Below are 19627 nucleotides of genomic sequence, written 5' to 3' on the forward strand. Positions count from 1 at the left end.
TTCCTTCATCGGGCGGCGGCGTCGAGGACCCAGGGACCTCCCGGCCGGGCGGGCTCGTGCAACTCCACGGTGAACGCGTCACGCAGGAAGGTGGGCAGGTCGGGCACTCGCCGGGCGTCGCGTCCCAGCTCGCACAGCCTCCTCGCCACCAGGCCGCGGGTGTGCTTGGCCTGGTGGGTGGCGCCCGGGACCCGGACCTGGACCCAGCGCTCGGCCAGTGGCCCACGCGGTACCCAAGCCGCGGCGTACGTGCTCGACCGGCAGTCGACGACCACGCCCCGCCCCGCGACGTCGGGCAGCACCCGTTCGAGCTCCGGCTTCCAGGCGGAGGCCAGCGGCCCCACTCCAGGCAGGTTCACCGCCATGGAGAGGCGGTACGGGGCGATGAGATCCGTAGGGCGCACCGCGCCGTAGAGCGCCGAGACGACGACCAGCCAGCGGTTGGCGCGCCGCTTGGCGCCCGGTCCCAGGCTCGCGTAGTCCAGCGCGTCGTACAGCACTCCCGAGTAGACGCGTGACGCGGGCGCGGCGGGCGCCGAGCCCAGTGCCAGGTTCCGTGCGATCTCTGCGGTGAGGTTGTGGCTCACGCCGAGCGTGGTGGCGGCGTCAGGATGGGCGCTCACCTTCGCGACTGCCTCGGCCACGTCGCGGCGCGTCTGCGACAGCGACGGGAAGGAGAGGGCGAGCGGGTCGACGGGCCGGCCTCTGCGCCGCTCTGTCTTGGACTCCGAGGGCGGAAGCAGGATCAGCACGAGGCCAAGGGTAGGCGGCTCGCTCGCCGGACCCACCGCGTGTCCGTCCAAGGGCTGTCGCCTGCGCTTTCCGGTTACGTTGGCCTCATGCTGATGCGCAGAATCGAGGTCCGTCGGCCGGTTGCCGACAAGGCCGTCGAACAGAGCGCCGCCTTGGCGGCGCGGTTCGCGGCTGTCCGCGCCGAGCTCGACGTGCCGACGCAGTTCCCCGAGGCGGCGCAGGCGGAGGCGGAGCAGGCCGCCGGCTCGCCGACCGACGCGCCGCAGCGGGACGAGACGGCGGTGCCCTTCCTGACCATCGACCCCCCTGGGTCCCAGGACCTCGACCAGGCCCTGCACATCGAGCGGCACGGGCAGGGCTACCGCGTCCGGTATGCGATCGCCGACGTGCCTGCCTTCGTGAGGCCGGGTGGTGCCCTCGACGGCGAGACCCGCAGGCGAGGGCAGACGATCTACGCGCCGGACGAGCGCATCCCGCTGCACCCGCCGGTGCTTTCCGAAGGTGCTGCCAGCCTGCTGCCAGGGCAGGTGCGTCCGGCCTTCGTCTGGGACATCGTGCTCGACGGGGATGGTGAGGACACCGACGTCAGCCTCTACCGCGCGCTCGTCCGCTCCACGGACCGGCTCGACTACGACGGTGTGCAGCAGGCGGTGGACAGCGGCTCGGCGGACGAGCGGCTCGTCCTGCTCAAGGAGGTCGGGCTGGCTCGGATCGCGTACGAGCGGCGTCGAGGGGGAGCCAGCCTGCCCATGCCCGAGCAGGAGGTCAGCGAGGACGACAACGGCCACTACCGGTTGCACTTCCGTCCGCCGCTTCCGGCGGAGGACTGGAACGCGCAGCTGTCGCTGATGGCCGGTATGGCCGCCGGAGCCATGATGATGAAGGCCAGGATCGGGGTCCTACGGACCATGCCCGCGCCTGACGAGAACGCCCTCGGCCGGTTCCGCCACGCATGTCGCGCCTTGGGCGTGCAGTGGCCGGACGAGATCTCGTACGGGGAGTTCCTTCGCACCCTGGACCGCACGAACCCCAAGCACCTGGCCCTCATCCACGAGGCCACATCGCTGTTCCGCGGGGCGGGGTACACGCCATTCGACGGCGAGCTGCCGGAGCAGACCGAGCACGCCGCAGTGGCAGCGCCCTACGCGCACGTCACGGCCCCCTTGCGCCGGCTCGTCGACCGATTCGGACTGGCGCTGTGCGAGGCGGTGTCCACCGGCACCCCGGTGCCCGGCTGGGTCCGGGAGGCGCTCCCCTCGCTGCCCGAGATCATGGCCGCGTCGGACAAGGTCGCCGGCGGGGTCGAGCGCGGCTGCGCGGACGCCGTCGAGGCCGCAGCGCTCGAAGACCGCGTCGGCGAGGTCTTCGACGCCATGGTCGTGGACAAGCGGGAGAACGGCAGGGCCTTGGTACAGCTGCAGGATCCCGCGGTGCTGGCCAACGCGGAGGGGGAGAGCGAGCTCGGCACGTCCGTGCGCGTCGAGCTCGTCGAGGCGACCGTCTCGACGGGGACGGTGCGGTTCCGGGTCGTATGACGGCCGCCCTTCCAGGCCGCATGAACGGCGCCATTCCGCGCCGCATGACGGACGCCATGATGGGTCGCCGGTCACGCTGCCCTATCCTTGTGAGCGGATGAGTCGGTCAGGCGGTCGCGTCAGTGGGAAACCACTGCCGAGGAACGTCCGGGCTCCACAGGGCAAGGTGGTGGCTAACGGCCACCCGGGGCGACCCGCGGGACAGTGCCACAGAGAACAGACCGCCACGACGAACCACCCGGCTCAGGCCGGGCAGGCGCCGCGGTAAGGGTGAAACGGTGGTGTAAGAGACCACCAGCGGCCTGGGTGACCAGGTCGGCTCGGTAAACCCCACCTGGAGCAAGCTCAGACAGTGCACGTCCGAGGGCGGCCCGCCCGAGTGCACGGGTAGAGCGCTGGAGGCAGTCGGCAACGGCTGTCCTAGATGGATGACCGTCACCGCGGCGCCGGCAACGGCGCCGCGGGACAGAACCCGGCGTATCGACCGACTCATCCACTTCTGCGCCCTTTGACCTGCGGGTTTCTCTCTCCGGATGGTCGACAGTCCGCAAATAGTCCCTGGCCGGCCAGGCCAGTCAACCTCCAATCAGGTAGCTGCCCTCTCCGAGCAAGAGCCCGCCGCGAACGGGCCGATGACCGATGCGTCCGACTCCTCGATGCCGAAAACGGCCTCGTCGGACAACTGACGACGATTAGGAAGTCGCAACGGCAGGCGCTCGAAATGGCCCGCGGTGTCTCGGTCGACGTGGCATTACCGGTCGAATCCGCGGGAGCGGGTCACCGAACCGGTACGGCAGAGAGATCGGGCGCACGCATCGCGGAGCAGCCGGGCCGATCGTGTCGTGGTCGCGGAGAGGATCACGGCGGGCTGGGCGGACGAGGTTTCGGTGGATTACTCGTTCGCGTCGGCGTGGGACCAGGGCCTGGTGCTCGCCTCACGCCGCTCGTGGTGGCGGATCGCGCACGGCATCGAGGACCAGTCCGTCCGCCCGGTCGCGCCCACCCGGCGCAGCAACAGGGCCCCGGCGCCGGCTCGTACCCAGCTCCCGACTGCGCGCGCTCTACGACTTGGTGGCGTTCCAGGCCTGGTCGTTGCTGGTGCAGTCCCGGGCCGGTGTGTCGGTGTAGGAGATGGACTCCCGTAGCGTGCCAGCCAGCCGTGGTAGCCCGGAGGGACTCAGGCCGTGGACGTTTCCGTTGAAGCGGTAGGTGAACGTTGCGGGGTGGCCGGCGAAGACGCCGCTTTGGGTGGTGGTCGAGGCAAACGACCCGTCGGCGTTCAGAGCGATCGAGGCGATCTGTATCTTGTCGAAGGCGGCGGCGCCGTCGGGGACACAGGCCAGATCCACGGTCGGCACCGAGACGTCCTGCAGTGCCGTACCGGGAGCCGAGACGAAGAACGTCAACGGACGTGACTGGGTGTCGGCCCCGGTGTAGCTGCCCGATGGTGGGGCGGTGGTGGGCTGCGCCGGCTGGGTGTCGCGGGTGGCGTTCCAGGCCTGGTCGTTGCTGGTGCAGTCCCGGGCTGGTGTGTCGGTGTAGGAGATCGACTCCCGTAGCGTGCCAGCCAGTTTCTGTGCTCCACCGGTCGTCGCGCCGGCCAGGTGACCGTTGAAGACGTAGGTGAACGTTGCGGGGTGGCCGGCGAAGACGCCGCTTTGGGTGGTGGTCGAGGCAAACGACCCGTCGGCGTTCAGAGCGATCGAGGCGATCTGTATCTTGTCGAAGGCGGCGGCGCCGTCGGGGACACAGGCCAGATCCACGGTCGGCACCGAGACGTCCTGCAGCGCCGTACCGGGAGCCGAGACGAAGAACGTCAACGGACGCGACTGACCATCGGACCCGGTGTAGCTGCCAGGCGGTGCCGTTGCTGGTGGGGCCAGGTAGGTGAAGACGTCGGCGGTCGCCGCGCTCGAGGTGCCGTAGGCGCCGGAAACCCGCCCATGAACGGCACCCAGGGCGTGGGCGGGGGCAGTAACGAGCAGCTTGGTGGTCGACAGCACCGACACCGCGGTCCCCGCACTCGTGCCGAACCGAACCGCGGTGACCCGCCTGAAGCCGGTGCCTGTGACCGTCACCCGGGTGCCGCCGCCCGTCGGTCCAGACGTAGGAGCCACGGCCGTGACGCGTGGCGGTGTGAAGAAGGTGAAGACGTCTGCCGCGACCGCCGGTGACGTGCCGTAAGCCCCGGAAACCCGCACATGAACGGCAGCCAGGGTGTGGGCGGGGGCAGTAACCAGCAGCTTGGTGGTCGACAGCACCGACACCGCGGTCCCCGCACTCGTGCCGAACCGAACCGCGGTGACCCGCCTGAAGCCGGTGCCTGTGACCGTCACCCGGGTGCCGCCGCCCGTCGGCCCAGACATAGGAGCCACGGCAGCGACGCGTGGAGGTGCGAAGAACGTAAAGCGATCAGCAGTGACCAGTGCTGAGCGGCCAGCTGTGGTCAGGACCCGAACGTCAATCCTCCCGACCGCATGTCGGGGACTGGTTACCTGAAGCTTGGTGGACGACAGTACCCGCACCAACGTGCCAGCCACCGTCCCGAACTGCACGCCCCGAACATGCGAGAACGCGCGGCCGGTGACAGTCACACGGGTCCCGCCGTTCGTGGAACCAGACGTCGGGGAGACGGCGGTCACCACCGGCCGGGTCGCCGCCGCGGCGGGGACCGCCCCGCCCTCCACGCCGACCAGCCCCACCAGACAAGCGAGGGCCGCAACGATGGCGCGACGCATCAGATGTGACCGCACGGAGGACCCCTGGGAAGCGTGCATCGCGAATCTCCATCATCCGTCGCGAGTCACAGTCGGAAGCAGCTGTGCCAGCTTCCGAATGTCCTCCGTGTCGACGCTCCGGTGGGTTCTAGTCAACGTCGCAACACTGGCTGGTTCTGGGAGGCTAGCAGCGCGGCGAAGAGGTCGGCTGGCGCGCGGTTGTTGAGGACGAGTCTGGGTCGCCTGTTGAGCTCGTTCTCGACCTCCAGCAGGTGCTTCGCCGAGTGCGTGCTCAGGTTGGTTCCTTTCGGGAAGTAGTCGCGCAGCAGGCCGTTCATGTTCTCGTTGGAGCCGCGCTGCCAGGGCGAGTGGGAGTCACAGAAGTAGACCGGTGCCCCCAGAGTTTTGGCGATGGTGAGGTGACGGGCCATCTCCGTGCCCTGGTCCCAGGTGATCGATCGCAGGAGGTGAGCCGGTAGGTCGCCCATGCGGTGCTTCAACGCTTCGTGGAGGGTGTCGCCGTCGCGTCGGGGAAGGTGTAGCAGCCGTACCAGGCGGGTCTTGCGTTCGACGAGGGTGCCGATCGCCGACCGCTGGTCCTTGCCGATGATGAGGTCGCCCTCCCAGTGTCCGGCCTGCGAACGGTCCTGGGGCAGGAACGGGCGCTGATGGATCGACAGCATCGGCTGCTCGAACCGCGGCCGGCGCCGCTCGACCCGTTGATGGGCACGCCGGTGATCGCGGCCGGTGCGCAAGGGCGAACGGTGGTGCGGGGCCAGCCGTGATGGCCGGAACAGCACCGATCCGGGCTGATAGACGGCCTGGTAGATGCTCTCGTGGCAAAGGCGCATTGAGCGGTCCTGCGCAAACCGGCCCTTGAGGTGCCGGCTGATCTGGTTCGGGCTCCACCGCTGCGCCAGCAGGTGCGCGACGAGATCTCGCAGCTCGTGGTTGGTCTCGAGGCGGCGCCGGTGATGGCGGGCACGACGGGCGGTCGCCTTCCGGTGGGCCTGGAACGGGCGGTAGCCGCCGCGGCCGGTGGCGTTGCGGCGCAGTTCGCGCGAGACCGTCGAGGGCGCCCTACCGAGCCGGTGGGCGATCTGACGGATGCTCAGCCCGGCACGGCGCAGGTCGGCGATCTCGATCCGCTCGTCCTCGGACAGGAACCGGGCGCTGACCTGGCGAACCGCGAGGCGGTCCAGCGGGGGCACGAACCCGACCAGAACACCGTTGCGGTAGGTCTTGTACCCGCGAGCCCAGTTGTTGCCCGCGCTGCGCGACGCGCCGACCTCTCGAGCAGCCGCGCGGATGCTGAACCCCCGCGCCCGCAGCTCCATGAACCGCTGCCGCTTGGCCGACTGTGGGCGCCGCCCCGGCCCCTTCTTCACACGACGCGTAGATGTCAACACGACCTCCAAGAATGTCGGAAGTGTTGCGACCGTCGCTGGAAACCGCCCCAGCGCAACCGGCCTAGTTTTCAGCGAGCGTCAACACCTCCGTCCGTCTGACACCCCACACCGATCATTTGAGTAGGGCGAGTCATCCATTCGGGGTGCTGTTTCCTCCGGGGCGGCCGCCTCTCCCTCGATGGCGTCCTCTGGATCCAACCGGTGCGACGGTTCTCCGCCATTTGATGTGGGACACGCGGCTTGGCAAAAGTGTGCAACCGTCTGTGCCCGGTCCGGGCAGCGACCCATGTGGAACGGTTCGCCAGCTGCATCGCCGCACTCAGTGGGACGAAGTTGGACACGTACTCTGAACTCAAGGTTGGGCTGGCCATGTCCTCTCAGGAACCGGGCCGGGACCTACACCACCAAGAGGACTTGACCCCGGAGTCCCGACCGCGCGTCACGGCGCTCGGAGACGCGCTGAACGCCGTCACACGTCTACCACGACCCGACCCAGCACTATGACCACCACTGCAGGCAGCTCGCGTTCGCGGTTCGGCGTCGCCCCAGGGCCTGCTCGACCGGACGATCTTGTCAGGCAGCCTCACGGTGGTCGTCCGGCAGCCTGGCAGCCGCAAGTTCTTCGAGGACGATCTGCAGGCAGTGCTTGTTGTTCGGTAGAGCCAGATGGCCGCCCCAAGATACCGTGATATTGCGGACGTTCTCCGAATCGGGGAGCCGAGCGTAGTTTGGCGGTACAACCCAGTCCTGTTCGCTGCCCACCGCGATCCAACGAGTGGCTCCGCCCAGACTATGGTGGATCGCGTCGCGGATGTCGGCGTTGCGTGGCCGGAGTTGGCCGATGATCTTGCCGAGGCCTGGTAAAGCATGAGGCGCGAGACAGGCGGTCGGCGTCCCGCGATGCGGGCTACCCAACGTTACGGCGACGTTCACCCAGTCGCGCATCCATGTGTGCGCTAGCGCCCATCGAAGGACAACTCCGCCGAGGCTGTGAGCCACCACATTCGCGGATGCGCACCCCGTCGCGTCGCGCAGCCAGGCCGCTTCGCGTGCCAGATGCCTACCACAGGCGGCAATGTCCGCGCCGAAGCACGAATACTCGACCGCATAGATGGTGTAGCCCTCGCCGTGGAGGGATCGCTCCATGTTGCTGAAGCAGGACCTGTTCGACGCCAAGCCGTGGACCAGAATGACGGGGCCCGGTAGCGTCCCCAGCCTCAGCTCGCTGGAACCGGCCAACTGCGTCCCATAAGCAGATGCACGCACGAGCCGGGTCGCAGCCGAGAGGCCACTGGATATCTCCGGTACAAGGGTCGCAGCCGCCCGTAGCCGGCGGCCGGCGGTTCGTCGGGCAGACATCGGCATGGTGCACGGTCTTCCATTCCTTGGCAGGCGGGTCCCGCCGTTCACCCACAAGGAGGGACTGAAAGACACAGCAGATACGTCGCTCACTGGAAGTGGCCGTGGCCTCACGAGCGTGGATGAGGCAACCGGCGCGCCGGTTGCCCGCTGCCGCTCTCCGTCTACCCGAGCACTCCTGCGCTCACGTCCACCCTCCGACGGTTGGACCTGCCCTGAACGGAGCCAGCCACCCACGCCGTGATCCCCGCAGCGGCGGCCTTCGTGAGGGCAGGCTGCGATGTATTTATCGGGCGTCCGACGGCTCTTCTTTGCAGGATCTGCCGACCCGAGGGTGAGCGATGAAACTACTGGAGAACGAGCGTGCGGCGCTACACATGTTCCTGCCCGGGCTTGACGAGTTCCTGTGCGGCGAGACGCTGACGGACCTGGAGAGCGCGCAGAGCAAGGGCATCGCCGCCTTCCGCGGCCATCGCGGCCCAGCGCTGCTCGTGCCGGCCGAACACTCGGGAAGCGGCGTGAGCGCGCTCGACGCCGTACGGGTGCAGCTCGCGATCGGCTCGCGCTCGCCGTCGCTGGCCGTCGCGACGACGATGCACCACTTCTCCGTCGCCAGCCTGGTCGCGCTCAGCGAGCTGTCCACCGGCATGGAGTGGATGATCCTCGAGGGTGTCGCCACCAACAACCTGCTGGTCGCCTCTGGCTTCGCCGAGGGTCGCGCCGGAGGCGCCATCCTGCAACCCACGATGCTGACCACGATGGTGGACGGCGGCGTCCGGGTGACTGGCGTCAAGCGACCGTGTTCGCTCGCGCGGTCCATGGACCTGCTGACGGCGAGCGTCCAGGTGCCGCGTCTGGACGGCAATGGAACCCAGCTGGCGGTCGCGCTCATCCCGGCTACCAGCGAGGGCATCGAGGTCACCCCGTTTTGGAGCACCTTCGCCCTCGCCGGCGCCGAGAGCGACCAGGTCAGCCTCACCGACGTCCTTGTGCCGAACGACTTGTTGGTGCGGACCGAGCTGCAGCCCGGTGAGCGGCTGGACGACGTGCAGACGACAGGGTTCGTCTGGTTCGAGCTGCTGATGATGGCGTCGTACCTCGGCGCCGCCGCGGCCCTGGTCGAGCGGGTCCTTGACAACGAGCGCGTGCCCGAGGCCGAGCGGGCCCGCATCGTCACCGACCTACTGGGAGCCGTCGCGGCCCTCGAGAACATCGCGCGTCAGATCCCGGAGCGGCAGCGTGACCGCAACCTGCTGGCCGAGTCGCTCTTCGTCCGCTACGCCGTCCAGGGCGCGATCGCCCGGATCGTCCCGCAGGCGGTCGAGCTGCTCGGCGGGCTCAGCTTCATCAGCTCCGACGACACCGGCTACCTTGCCGCCGCGGTCAACGGGCTCGGCTTCCACCCGCCGGCACGCACCAAGATGGCGGCACCCCTGCTCGGCTACCTGGCCGGCGCACCTCTCGAGATCGCCTGAAGGGGCATCCCCATGCGAATCGCGCATCCCACCGTCCTGCTCACCGGGGCCTCCGGCGTCGTCGGCCGAGCCCTGATCGACGAGCTCAGCCCAGACCACCGGATCATCTGTCTGCGCCACCGCCGGGACCTCGCCGACCCGCGGGTCCACGAGGTCACCGGCTCTCTGGACGAGCCGCTTCTGGGGCTGACGCCGCACGACTACGACCGGCTGACCGCGGGGGTGGACCTGGTGGTCCATGCGGCGGCTGCGACGAACTGGAAGGCCAGCGCGGAGGCGATCAGGGAGACCAACGTCGCCGGCACCCGAGCGATGCTGGCGTTGGCGGAACGCGCGGATGCGCCCATGGTCTACGTCAGTACCGCGTTCGTCGCCAACCCTCCCGCCGGTGCCAACGGTCAGTTCGCCAGCGCACGCGCCTACATCGCCTCGAAGGCCGAGGCCGAGCAGAGCACCCGCGACAGCGCCGTTCCCACGGTCATCGTCCGGCCCTCGGTCGTGATCGGCGACTCCCGCGATGGCCACATGGCTGCCTTCCAGGGGCTGCACCGCGTGGCTGGGCTGATCGCCCAGGGCATGGTGCCACTGATCGCCTGCGACGAGGACGTACTGGTTGACACCGTCCCGCAGGACGTCGTCGCCGCCGCGATCGGGAGGGTGGTCCGCGAACGGCATACCGCGGGGGAGCTCTGGCTCACCGCAGGTTCGACCGCGATGACGGCGGGGGACATCTTGGGCAGCTCGTTGCGGCTCGGGCACGAGCTGGGGCTCGACCCGGCGGCACCGCGCTTCATCCCGGCTGAGGCGGTGGACCGGCTGTTGCTGCCGCTGATGGCCGACGCGATCAGCCCCGCGCTGCGGCAGATGTTCGCCGAGCTGCTGGAGATGACCTGGCTCTTCCAGATGCCCGCTGCACTGCCCACCTCCCTGCCTGAGCTGGGGCTCGGCGCCGCGGTGACGCGGCAGCGGCTGCAACGCGCCTTCGACCTGTCCCTGGGCTTCTGGGCCGACGTCAAGGGTCTGCGGCCCGCCTTCGGCGACGAGGACGCGGACGAGCCCGAGCTGGCGTCATGACCCTCCATTCGGCTCCCCCCATCGTGGACGTCACGGGCGGCCTGCTGGATACCTACCGCCGTCACCTGGGCGCCGGCCGCGCCGCCGTGGGGCAACTCCTCGGCGGGATGGTCGAGGTCGAGTCGTCCGGTGCCTGGATCAGGGTCGCGGACGGCCGGCGGTACCTGGACTTCGGCGGCTACGGGGTGTTCATCCTCGGTCACCGGCACCCCGTCGTCGTCGCTGCCGTGCACGAGCAGCTGGACCGCCACCCCCTCGCCAGCCGCACCTTCCTCGAGCCGGTCACGGCGGCGGCCGCGGGCGCCCTCGCGGAGACGACCCCCGAGGGCCTGGACCTCGTTCACTTCGTCAACTCCGGAGCCGAGGCCACCGAGGCGGCGCTCAAGCTCGCCCGGATCCACGGCTGCAGGTCGGTGATCACCACGACGTCCGGCTTCCACGGCAAGACCCTCGGGGCGCTGAGTGTCACCGCGAAGGCTGTCTACCAGCAGCCCTTCCGCCCGCTGCTCCCCGGAGTCACCGAGGTCGCCTACGGTGACCTGGGCCAGATGGAGGCTGCGCTGACAGGCGCTCCGGGACGAGCCGTCGTCATCCTCGAGCCGATCCAGGGCGAGGGCGGCGTGGTGATCCCGCCGGCCGGCTACCTCCGCGCGGTCGCCGAGCTCTGCCAGAGGACCGACGCCCTCTTCGTCATCGACGAGATCCAGACCGGCATGGGCCGGCTCGGCACCTGGTGGGGGATCGAGCCCGAGCACGTCGTGCCGGACATCCTGCTGGTGGGCAAGGGCCTGTCGGGCGGGGTCGTGCCGATCGCGGCCATGGTCGCCACGGAGCGGGCGTACGCGCCGTTCGCGAAGGACCCGTACCTACACACGTCCACGTTCGCCGGCTCGCCTCTGGCATGCTCGGCCGCCGTGGCGACCATCGCGGCCATCCACGACGAGGACATCGTGGGGCGCGCGAAACGGGTCGGCGCCCAGCTTCTGGAGAGCATGAGGGCGACCTGCCGGCAGCTGCGACCGGCCGGCCTGGTCGAGGTCCGCGGGCGCGGCCTGCTCATCGGCATCGAGTTCACCGACCCTGGCGCGGTGGGCGAGCTGGCCCTAGAGCTGGTCGAGCGCGGTGTCATCTCCTGCCACTCGCTCAACTCCTCGCGGGTGCTCCGCTTCACCCCTCCGGCAATACTCGATCAGAGCGAGATCGGGCAGTTCCTCACAGCCTTCGGCGCGGCAGTCGCTGCGCTCGGAACCGAAAGGTAGAGCCATGCCCAACGTCACGATCCACCTGCACGCGCCGGCGGTCGACCATCTCCAGGCCTACGCGCGGGTCAGCGACTTCGCCCGCTATCCGGGCCTCGTCGAGACGGTTCGACAGGTCGTCGTCGAGGAGCCCGAGACCGACGGCTCGGTCGTGTCCAGCTGGACGGTCGCCTTCCGTAACGGCCTGCTGCAGTGGACCGAACGCGATGTGCTCGACCGGGTGGCCAACACGATCACCTTCACTCAGCTCAAGGGCGACTTCCACAGATTCAGCGGGCAGTGGCGGATCAGCCCGGCCGCGAACGGCGGCACCGTCGTCGCCTTCGATGCAGCGTTCGACCTCGGCATAGCGAGTCTGGAGGCGATCCTCAACCCGATCGCGGAGAGGACGCTGCGCAGCAACATTCGGCTGATCGTCCAGGGCCTGCTCGGCGAGGTCGCCGAGGTCGTCCCCTCCCCGGGCCGGTCGGGGCCGTGATGTGGGGCGCCGAGCTCGCGGAGGGCGGCCCCGGGCTCTCCAGATCGCTGAGCCTCTACCGACGGCTGGCGGCCGGGGTCAGCGTGGTCACGGCCCGCGGTGACGACTCTGCCGCTGCGCTCACGGGGATGACGGCCTCGTCCGTGACGTCAGTGTCGCTGCGGCCCGCCCTGCTGCTCGTGTCGGTGGCCAACGGCTCGCGGACGCTTGCCGCGATCCGCTCCCGGCGGGCCTTCGCCGTGCACCTGCTGCGGGAGGACCAGCGGGACCTGGCGCGCCGGTTCGCGGCACCGGGTGACCGCCAGGTCAGCGATCGGGCCGTGCGAACCGTCCTGGGTGTGCCCGTCTTGACCGACGTGCTCGCCTGGTCGGTCTGCCTGCTCGAGGCGGAGCACGCCCACGGCGACCACACCCTGGTCATCGGTGCCGTTGCCGCCACGCACATCGGAGTCGGCCGCCCCTTGCTCTGGCACGACCAGGCGTTCGCCGAGCTGGCCGGCTAGCTCGGAAAGCCGGTTCAGCCACCGACCAGCTCTTCGCAGAAGAACCGAGAGGAACCTGCATGGACAACGACGGCACGCACGGCAACCAGACGTCCAACGACGGCTCGCCCCAGACGTCCGCAGGCGCGTCCCTGCTCGGTGCGCCGTTCCGCGAGATCGCGGTCAGTGGTGGCCGGATCCGCTACCGGCGGCTGGGGTCAGGTGTCCCGCTGCTGTTCGTCCACGGGGTGTTCGTCAACAGCGACCTGTGGCGCACCGTGGTCCCTCTGCTCACCGACCGCTTCGACTGCGTGGTGCTCGACCTACCCCTCGGCTCCCACTCTCTGCCGATGGACCCGAGGGCCGCGCTGTCGCCGGGTGACCTGGCTGCCATCCTCGCGCAGATCATCGAGGCGCTCGACCTCGGCCCGGTGCGCATCGTGGCCAACGACAGCGGTGGCGCGCTCGCGCAGATCCTGACCAGCCGCCGGCCCGACCTGGTGCACTCGATGGTCCTGACGTCCTGCGACACCTACGACTACTTCTTCCCCCCGCTGTTCCGCACGCTGCCGATCGTCGCACGGATCCCCGGGGCGATCGCGGGACTGGCGCAGGCCTTGCGGCTGCGCTGGTTCCGCGCGCTGCCGATCGCCTACGGCTGGGTGACGGTGTCGCCGATCGCCGACGAGACGATGGACTCCTACATCCGGCCGATGCGCCAATCCGCCGCGGTCCGAGCCGATCTGGCCTCGGTGCTCAAGGATGTCCGGCCGCACTACACCCTCGATGCGATGGAGCGGCTGCGGACGTACGACGGCTCGGTCCTGCTCGTGTGGGGCGAGTACGACAAGGTGTTCCCGCTCTCGCATGCCCGACGTCTGGCTGCCGACCTGAGAAACGCCGCGCTGGTCACCCTGCCGGGCGCGGGTGCGTTCGTCCCGGAAGACGCCCCGGTGAGACTTGCCGAGCTGATCGGCCGGTTCTTCGGGGACCCGGTCTCCGGGCCGCCTCGGACGGAGGGCTAGCGATGGCCACCTCCACCACAACAGCCACGTCGCTGCGCTCCAAGCGCCGCGCTCGGGCCGTGCTGCTGGTCGCCCTACTGTTCCTCCTGGTCGGTGCCGGAGCATCGCTGGACCTCGGTGAGCACCTCGGCGTGGGCGGCTTCTATGCCCCCGGCGACGAGTCCACGCGGGCCGATGCCGCGCTGAACGTCGGCCTGCCGGCAGGACCGCACAACCTCGTGGTCCTCGCCCAGGCCAACAACGGAGTAAGCGTGGACTCGGTCGGCGCCAGCGCGGGTGGCCTTGCCCTGACCACGTACCTGACGGGCCAGCAGGGCATCTCGTCGGTCGTGTCGTACTGGACCACCAAGGACCCGAGCCTGCGCTCGACCGACCGGCGGACGGCTTTGATCCTGGCGCGGATCACCGGCAACGAGGATCAACGCAAGGCCACCCTGCTGCGGCTGCTGCCCCGGATCCACGGTGAGCACGGGGCGCTCTCGCTCAAGCTCGGCGGCCAGCCCGCCGTGGAGCGGGAGGTGACCACGCGCAGCCAGCAAGACCTGCACCGAATGGAGCTGCTCGCCACCCCGGTCGTGGCCGTCATCCTCGTCCTGGTCTTCGGCAGCCTGGTGGCGAGCCTACTGCCGCTGGTGATCGGCCTCGCGGCCATCGTGGGCACCCTGGTGACCCTACGCGTGCTGACGATCTTCACCCACGTCTCGATGTACTCCCTCAACATCGCCACCGCGCTCAGCCTCGGCATGGCGATCGACTACGGGCTGTTCATCGTGACGCGCTACCGCGAGGAGCTCGACACCGGCGCCTCGGTCTCGTCTGCAGTGTCCACGACGATGGCGACCGCCGGCAGGACCGTGCTGTTCTCGGCCATGACGGTCGCGCTGTCCCTGGCCTCCGTTCTGGTGTTCCCGCTGTACTACCTGCACTCGTTCGCCTACGCCGGTATCGCGGTCGTCGCCTTCGCCGCCCTGAGCGCCGTCGTTGTCCTTCCCGCCGTGCTGACCCTGCTGGGCCGGCGGATCGACCGCTGGGACGTCCTGAGCGGACTGCGCATCGTGCGCGGCCAGAGCCACGGAGTCCACAGTCCCGTGGGCAAACGCAGGCCGCTGCGGTCGGGTGGCCGGCTGAGTCGCGCCGGTGTCGGGCGCTGGCACCAGATCGCGATGCTCGTCATGCGCCATCCGGTCCCGTTGCTCGTTGGCGGGGTGATGCTTCTGCTGGTCCTGGCCATGCCGTTCCGTGGAGTGCAGTATGCCCTGCCCGACGAGTCGAGCCTGCCGAAGAACAGCGAGAGCCATCACGTCAGCCAGGTGTTGAGCAATGGTTTCCGCCCGTTGGCGACCGACTCGATGTACGTGGTCTCGCCCGGCCATCGGCTCAGTCCCGGGCAGACCCGGGACTACGCGACGGCGGTCTCAGAGGTGACCGGGGTGTCGCAGGTGCAGTCGTCCGTGGGCACCTTCGTCCGCGGGCACCTGGTAGCTCCAGCCGCGCCACAGGTGGCGGCCCGGTTCGACGGCGCCACGGCCTCCTGGCTCAGCGTGGGGCTGCAGGGCGATGCGCAGGGGCTCACCGCACAGGCAGCGGTCAAGCGCGTCCGGTCCGTTGTCGCGCCCGAACCGGTCCTGGTCGGCGGCAACGCCGCCCATCTCGTCGACACACGCCATACCCTCAGCGGCGCCCTGCCCTGGGCGCTGTCGATCGTCGCCCTCTCCACGATGGTGCTGCTCTTCCTGTTCACCGGAAGCGTCGTGATCCCCGTCAAGGCTGTGCTGATGAGCCTGCTCAGCCTGACAGCGACCTTTGGCGCAGTGGTCTGGATCTTCCAGGAGGGGCACCTGCGATGGCTGCTCGGCGACTTCCAGACCAACGGCGCGCTCGAGATGACGACCCCGATTCTGTTGTTCACCCTAGCCTTCGGGCTCTCGATCGACTACGAGCTCTTTCTCCTCTCACGCATCAAAGAGGAGTACAGCAGGCTCAGGGACAACACAGCCGCGGTTGCCAACGGGCTGGAACGCACCGGGCGACTGGTCACCTACGCAGCGCTTCTCTTCGTGATCGTCATGGTCAGCTTCGCCGCCTCGGGACTCAGTGTCCTGAAGCTGGTCGGCGTCGGCCTGGGGCTCGCGGTCTTCATGGACGCGACGGTGGTCCGGGCGATCCTCGTGCCGGCCGTCATGCGGCTCGCGGGCACCGCCAACTGGTGGGCACCGGGCCCCTTGCGAGCGCTGCACCAGCGCATCGGACTGCGCGAGGGGCCTGCCTCACCTGCCGTCCTCGGAGCCAGTAGCGAAGCCGGCGGGCAGCACCTCCGATCGATGCGCCCGAAGGACGACATCCCACAGCTGACCTTCCAGTCACGACCACTAGGAGCAGACCATGGACCCGCGTAACCTCTTCTTCACCCCGACCACCTACCGGTTGATCCGGTCGGAGTACCTCGCCGGCCTGGTGGTCTGCACCGCGCTCGCCCTGACCCATGTCGGGCAGCTGCGCTGGCCAGTGTTCGTCGGGCTGTTCCTCTACATCGACGTGATCGGTTACCTGCCCGGGGTCATCGCGCACAAGCGTTACCGGACCGCCTACCTGCCTCGCGTGTACTACGTGCTGTACAACACCATGCACAGCCTGACCAGTGCCAGCATCGTGGCCGGCCTCTGGTGCCTGTTGGTCCGCCCCGAGTGGGCGCTGTTGGCCCTGCCGCTGCACCTGTTCGGTGACCGGGCCCTGTTCGGCAACTTCTACAAGTCTTTCGGCATCGAGTTCGAGCCGAGCGCGCACCCGGACTACGCGCAGGCCAAGCCGCTGCTGGATCGCCCGCGCCGGACCCTGACCATTGCCGCGTCCGCCCGGTCGGACGGGCTCGCCACCGTGGCCGCAGCCTCGAAGGTGGCATGATGAGCGCCGTCCCGCTGCTCGACGGGAGCGAGCTGCTGGGCACGCTGCGCAGGCAGGCGCAGAACCCGTCCTCGTTCCTGGCTCTCAACGACGGGAACGAGTTCTTCCGCGCAGCCGGTATCGACGGGGTCGTCGCCTACCGCTCGATCGGCCGCCGGTACTGGGTCCAGTTCGCCGGGCCCTGCGCGGCGGCGAACGAGCGGGTACACCTGTGGCGGCTGTTCCTCGACGCGGCCGACGCCGCCAACCGCCGGGTGATCGGCGTGCAGCTGCACGCCGACGACGCCAGGGCAGCGGTGGACACCGGGTTCACGGTGAACCAGTTCGGCTCGTCGTACAGCATCGACCTGTCCGACTTCACGCTGAAAGGCCACGCCTTCGTCAAGACCCGCAACATGATCATGCGGTCCCGGCGTGAGGGCGTCACCATCGCTGAAGCAGGAGTCGACGTGCCGGACGACGAGGCGCTGGACGCCGAGCTGCGCCGGATCGACCACACCTGGCTGCGGAACAAGGGCTGGCACACCCGCGAGCTCACCTTCCTGGTCGGTCAGCGAGGGGGCCGGTTCCAGTCCGCGCGGCGACTCTTCGTCGCGCGCCGGGAGGGAGCGGTGGTCGGCTACGTCTCCTACTCCCCGGTCTTCGGCGACCGACCGGGGTGGCTGTACGACCTCACCCGCCGCGGCCCGGACGCACCTCCTGGAGTGATCGAGCACATCTTCTTCGAGGCCGCGCAGCGGCTCGCGGCCGACGGAGCCGCGTGGCTGCACCTCGGGCTCACCCCCTTCGTCGGGCTCGACGCCGAGCACACGCTCCAGGGTGGATCCCACGCGGTCGTGGACCGGCTGATGCACTGGATCGGCAGCAACGGGTCCTGGCTCTACCCGTCGGCCGGACAGGTCGCGTTCAAGCTCAAGTGGCGGCCCCAGCTGACCACTCCGGAGTACGTCGCCGTGCCGGGGCGTCCTCGACTACGCGACGGGCTCAGCCTGGCCCGCGCGACGAATGCGCTGTGACTCCATGCCTGATCTGATCGAGCCCGAGACAGCACCTATCTGGTGGTGGGGGACAGCGACGACCCCCCTGCGGCCGAGCCTGGCCGGGGACGCGAAGGCCGACGTCCTGGTCGTCGGCGCCGGACTGGCCGGCACGGCGACCGCGTACTTCCTCGCGCGACAGCGGCCAGACCTGGAGGTACTTCTGATCGACGCCAGCCAGGTCGGACTGGGCGCCACCGGGCGGAGCACCGGCATCGTCGGGCCGGGCCTGAGCGCGCCGCTGCGTTCGATGCGCCGCCGCTATGGCGACCCGGTGACCGCCGCCGCGTTCGCAAGCACGGTGGCCGGTGTCACGGAGCTCGGCCGGCTGATCCAGTCGGAGCGGATCGACTGCGACGCCCGGTTCGAGCGGCAGACGATCTGCGCCCTGACCAGCCAGCAGGAGCGCCGGATGCGCCGGCACACGGCGGATCTTCGCGACCTGGGTCTCTCCGGCCGATGGCTCGCTGCGGGCGACCTGCGCCGCAGCGTCGGAGGGTTCTACCGGGCCGGTTTCGCCTACGACGACGTTCTTCTCGTCGACCCCTACCGGTTGGTCACCGGCCTGGCGGCCGCGGCAGAGCGGCGCGGCGTCCGAGTCCTCGAGCGCACCCGCGTCCACCGCATCCAGCCGGATGGCGACCAGGTCCTCGCGCACACCCCGGCAGGCACCATCCGGGCCGGACAGGTCCTCCTCGCGGTGGACGGCTACGGCGACGAGCTCAACCCTCACCCGTCGTCGGTCGTCCCGCTGCGCACACATGTCGTCGCCACCGCGCCGCTGACACCGGTGGAGCGGGAAGCATTGGGCTGGAACGGCTTCGGCGGCGTCATCGACCAGCGCAACTTCTTCAGCTACTACCGCCTGGGTGTCGATGACCGGCTGATCTTCGGCGGGGGACCGGCACTGGTCGCCAGTGGAGACCCACGCCGTGACGCCCTCGGGTCTGCAGCCGTGTTCCGGCGCGTCGTGGAGGAGATGCACCAGCGGTTCCCAGCGGTGCGCGACGTCCCCGTCGAAGCCCGGTGGTCGGGCCTGACCGGTGCCACGCTCGACCGGCTGCCCATCGTCGGTCCGGTAGGGGGCTCGTGGGGGGGGCTGCCGGGTGCACTTCGCGGGTGGCTGGTGCGGCCACGGGCTCGCGATGTGCGTCTCCACCGCGCTGCGCTACAGCAACGTGCTCGCCGGTGGGGGGTCGCCTACCGACGCGTTGCCGTGGTCGCGCAGCAGCACGGCGGGCGTCCCCTCCGCGTTGCTGCCCTCCCGCGGGCTGCCCGCCTACCTGCGGGCGATGGACCTACAGGACCGCGTCTCGCTCGCCCTGTCGCCGCATCACCCGGCCCTTGCTGTGCGGCCGTCAGCCCTCTCGACCCATACGAGGAGATCGTCATGAAGACCGACTACCTGCCCCTCATGCTCGAGGAGAGCCGAGACCTGGCAACGCTGCTCGACGCCCTCGACGACGCGCAGTGGCACGCGTCCTCACTGTGTGCGGGGTGGCGGGTCAAGGACGTGGTCGCACACATGGCGGTCGGTCACTCCATGTCCGTCCTGGCGTTCGGGGCCGCTGTGGCGCGGCACCGGTTCTCCGTGGACGCGACCTCGCTGACGCTGGCGAGGTCATTCGCGGAACGGCACTCGGAGCGGCAGGTGCTGGATCTGTTCGTCGCCGGGACCAGCGGACCGCCACGTGCCTCCGCGCGGTTCGTCCCCGTCCACGAGCTGTTCACCGACCACCTCGTGCACCACCAGGACATCCGGCGCCCCCTCGGTTTGCACCGCGAGATCCCGTCAGGCCGCCTGCTGGCGGCGTTGGAGTCGCTGCCCCGGCTGAGCTCGCGCATCGGCAGCCGCAAGCGGATGTCGGGCCTGAGGGTGGTGGCGAGTGATGTCGAGTTCGACTCAGGCGCGAGCGGACCCGAGCTGAGGGGACCGGCCGAGGCCCTGGTGATGACGCTGACCGGTCGCCGTGCAGCGCTCGAGGAGCTTAGCGGCCCCGGCGTCGAGGTCCTCGCCACGAGGGTGTCCGGCTCGCCGCACCGGCTGGGCTCCAGTCCCGCCCCACGCGCCTGACCGCACGCCACCAGACCTCACCGCCGAGCCCCGCCCACCCGACACCACC

At 69.7% G+C, this 19627-nt stretch carries 15 protein-coding genes and 1 other RNA gene; 12 read left to right on the forward strand and 4 right to left on the reverse strand.

What is annotated here, in order from left to right:
• Window positions 1–5 precede the first annotated feature (5 nt).
• Window positions 6–752 carry a YaaA family protein gene (locus PHA84_RS08980; protein ID WP_270887755.1) on the reverse strand — a complete coding sequence of 249 codons (747 nt, stop codon included), beginning with the start codon at window positions 750–752 and terminating at the stop codon, window positions 6–8.
• 87 nt (window positions 753–839) lie between these two features.
• On the opposite strand from PHA84_RS08980, the gene PHA84_RS08985 reads away from it, so the two are divergent.
• Window positions 840–2288, forward strand: a complete 1449-nt coding sequence (locus tag PHA84_RS08985; RefSeq protein ID WP_442952860.1) for an RNB domain-containing ribonuclease — start codon at window positions 840–842, stop codon at window positions 2286–2288.
• Between the two features lie 98 nt (window positions 2289–2386).
• An RNA gene (gene rnpB / locus PHA84_RS08990) (RNase P RNA component class A) lies at window positions 2387–2784 on the forward strand.
• A gap of 565 nt (window positions 2785–3349) precedes the next feature.
• On the opposite strand, the gene PHA84_RS08995 is transcribed toward rnpB, so the two are convergent.
• The 3 genes from PHA84_RS08995 to PHA84_RS09005 form a co-directional block, all read right to left on the reverse strand.
• Window positions 3350–5065, reverse strand: a complete 1716-nt coding sequence (locus PHA84_RS08995; RefSeq protein ID WP_333742263.1) for an IPT/TIG domain-containing protein — start codon at window positions 5063–5065, stop codon at window positions 3350–3352.
• A 92-nt stretch (window positions 5066–5157) separates the two neighbouring features.
• Complete coding sequence (locus PHA84_RS09000) at window positions 5158–6393, reverse strand: IS30 family transposase (RefSeq protein WP_442952866.1); 1236 nt, start codon at window positions 6391–6393, stop codon at window positions 5158–5160.
• A 594-nt stretch (window positions 6394–6987) separates the two neighbouring features.
• Window positions 6988–7779, reverse strand: coding sequence for an esterase/lipase family protein (locus tag PHA84_RS09005; RefSeq protein WP_333742264.1), 792 nt, complete (start codon window positions 7777–7779; stop codon window positions 6988–6990).
• A gap of 335 nt (window positions 7780–8114) precedes the next feature.
• On the opposite strand from PHA84_RS09005, the gene PHA84_RS09010 reads away from it, so the two are divergent.
• Genes PHA84_RS09010 through PHA84_RS09055 form a run of 10 tightly spaced genes read left to right on the forward strand, consistent with a single transcriptional unit; the run spans window position 8115 to window position 19578 of the window.
• Entirely contained in the window at window positions 8115–9248 is a 1134-nt protein-coding gene (locus PHA84_RS09010) for an acyl-CoA dehydrogenase family protein (RefSeq protein WP_270887758.1), read from the forward strand.
• Between the two features lie 12 nt (window positions 9249–9260).
• A complete protein-coding gene (locus PHA84_RS09015) occupies window positions 9261–10322 on the forward strand; it encodes an SDR family oxidoreductase (protein WP_270887759.1) in 1062 nt (353 codons plus the stop codon).
• On the forward strand, window positions 10319–11581 hold the full coding sequence (locus PHA84_RS09020; RefSeq protein WP_270887760.1) for an aspartate aminotransferase family protein: 1263 nt from the start codon (window positions 10319–10321) through the stop codon (window positions 11579–11581). The genes PHA84_RS09015 and PHA84_RS09020 overlap by 4 nt, the downstream gene beginning before the upstream one ends.
• A gap of 4 nt (window positions 11582–11585) precedes the next feature.
• The gene (locus PHA84_RS09025; RefSeq protein ID WP_270887761.1) at window positions 11586–12059 is read left to right on the forward strand and encodes a type II toxin-antitoxin system RatA family toxin; all 474 of its coding nucleotides are present in this window, start codon (window positions 11586–11588) and stop codon (window positions 12057–12059) included.
• Window positions 12059–12562, forward strand: coding sequence for a flavin reductase family protein (locus PHA84_RS09030; RefSeq protein WP_270887762.1), 504 nt, complete (start codon window positions 12059–12061; stop codon window positions 12560–12562). Before PHA84_RS09025 ends, PHA84_RS09030 begins: the two co-directional genes overlap by 1 nt.
• A 59-nt stretch (window positions 12563–12621) precedes the next feature.
• Window positions 12622–13566 carry an alpha/beta fold hydrolase gene (locus PHA84_RS09035; protein ID WP_270887763.1) on the forward strand — a complete coding sequence of 315 codons (945 nt, stop codon included), beginning with the start codon at window positions 12622–12624 and terminating at the stop codon, window positions 13564–13566.
• A 2-nt stretch (window positions 13567–13568) separates the two neighbouring features.
• Window positions 13569–15962 carry an MMPL family transporter gene (locus PHA84_RS09040; protein WP_270887764.1) on the forward strand — a complete coding sequence of 798 codons (2394 nt, stop codon included), beginning with the start codon at window positions 13569–13571 and terminating at the stop codon, window positions 15960–15962.
• A complete protein-coding gene (locus PHA84_RS09045) occupies window positions 15949–16467 on the forward strand; it encodes a hypothetical protein (protein WP_270887765.1) in 519 nt (172 codons plus the stop codon). The genes PHA84_RS09040 and PHA84_RS09045 overlap by 14 nt, the downstream gene beginning before the upstream one ends.
• Window positions 16467–17483 carry a DUF2156 domain-containing protein gene (locus tag PHA84_RS09050; protein ID WP_270887766.1) on the forward strand — a complete coding sequence of 339 codons (1017 nt, stop codon included), beginning with the start codon at window positions 16467–16469 and terminating at the stop codon, window positions 17481–17483. Before PHA84_RS09045 ends, PHA84_RS09050 begins: the two co-directional genes overlap by 1 nt.
• A 4-nt stretch (window positions 17484–17487) precedes the next feature.
• Entirely contained in the window at window positions 17488–19578 is a 2091-nt protein-coding gene (locus PHA84_RS09055) for an FAD-dependent oxidoreductase (protein WP_270887767.1), read from the forward strand.
• Window positions 19579–19627 lie beyond the last annotated feature (49 nt).

Origin of the sequence: Pedococcus sp. 5OH_020 (assembly GCF_027812955.1) — a bacterium.
GTDB lineage: Bacteria > Actinomycetota > Actinomycetes > Actinomycetales > Dermatophilaceae > Pedococcus.

Excerpts from the sequence above, each read along its gene's own strand:
- PHA84_RS09025 (WP_270887761.1), top strand. The coding sequence starts at position 11,586 with ATGCCCAACGTCACGATCCACCTGCACGCGCCGGCGGTCGACCATCTC.
- PHA84_RS09055 (WP_270887767.1), top strand. The coding sequence starts at position 17,488 with ATGCCTGATCTGATCGAGCCCGAGACAGCACCTATCTGGTGGTGGGGG.
- PHA84_RS09045 (WP_270887765.1), top strand. The coding sequence starts at position 15,949 with ATGGACCCGCGTAACCTCTTCTTCACCCCGACCACCTACCGGTTGATC.
- PHA84_RS08995 (WP_333742263.1), bottom strand. The coding sequence starts at position 5,065 with ATGCACGCTTCCCAGGGGTCCTCCGTGCGGTCACATCTGATGCGTCGC.
- PHA84_RS09030 (WP_270887762.1), top strand. The coding sequence starts at position 12,059 with ATGTGGGGCGCCGAGCTCGCGGAGGGCGGCCCCGGGCTCTCCAGATCG.
- PHA84_RS09020 (WP_270887760.1), top strand. The coding sequence starts at position 10,319 with ATGACCCTCCATTCGGCTCCCCCCATCGTGGACGTCACGGGCGGCCTG.
- PHA84_RS08985 (WP_442952860.1), top strand. The coding sequence starts at position 840 with ATGCTGATGCGCAGAATCGAGGTCCGTCGGCCGGTTGCCGACAAGGCC.
- PHA84_RS09050 (WP_270887766.1), top strand. The coding sequence starts at position 16,467 with ATGAGCGCCGTCCCGCTGCTCGACGGGAGCGAGCTGCTGGGCACGCTG.
- PHA84_RS09040 (WP_270887764.1), top strand. The coding sequence starts at position 13,569 with ATGGCCACCTCCACCACAACAGCCACGTCGCTGCGCTCCAAGCGCCGC.
- PHA84_RS09010 (WP_270887758.1), top strand. The coding sequence starts at position 8,115 with ATGAAACTACTGGAGAACGAGCGTGCGGCGCTACACATGTTCCTGCCC.
- PHA84_RS09015 (WP_270887759.1), top strand. The coding sequence starts at position 9,261 with ATGCGAATCGCGCATCCCACCGTCCTGCTCACCGGGGCCTCCGGCGTC.
- PHA84_RS09005 (WP_333742264.1), bottom strand. The coding sequence starts at position 7,779 with ATGCCGATGTCTGCCCGACGAACCGCCGGCCGCCGGCTACGGGCGGCT.
- PHA84_RS09035 (WP_270887763.1), top strand. The coding sequence starts at position 12,622 with ATGGACAACGACGGCACGCACGGCAACCAGACGTCCAACGACGGCTCG.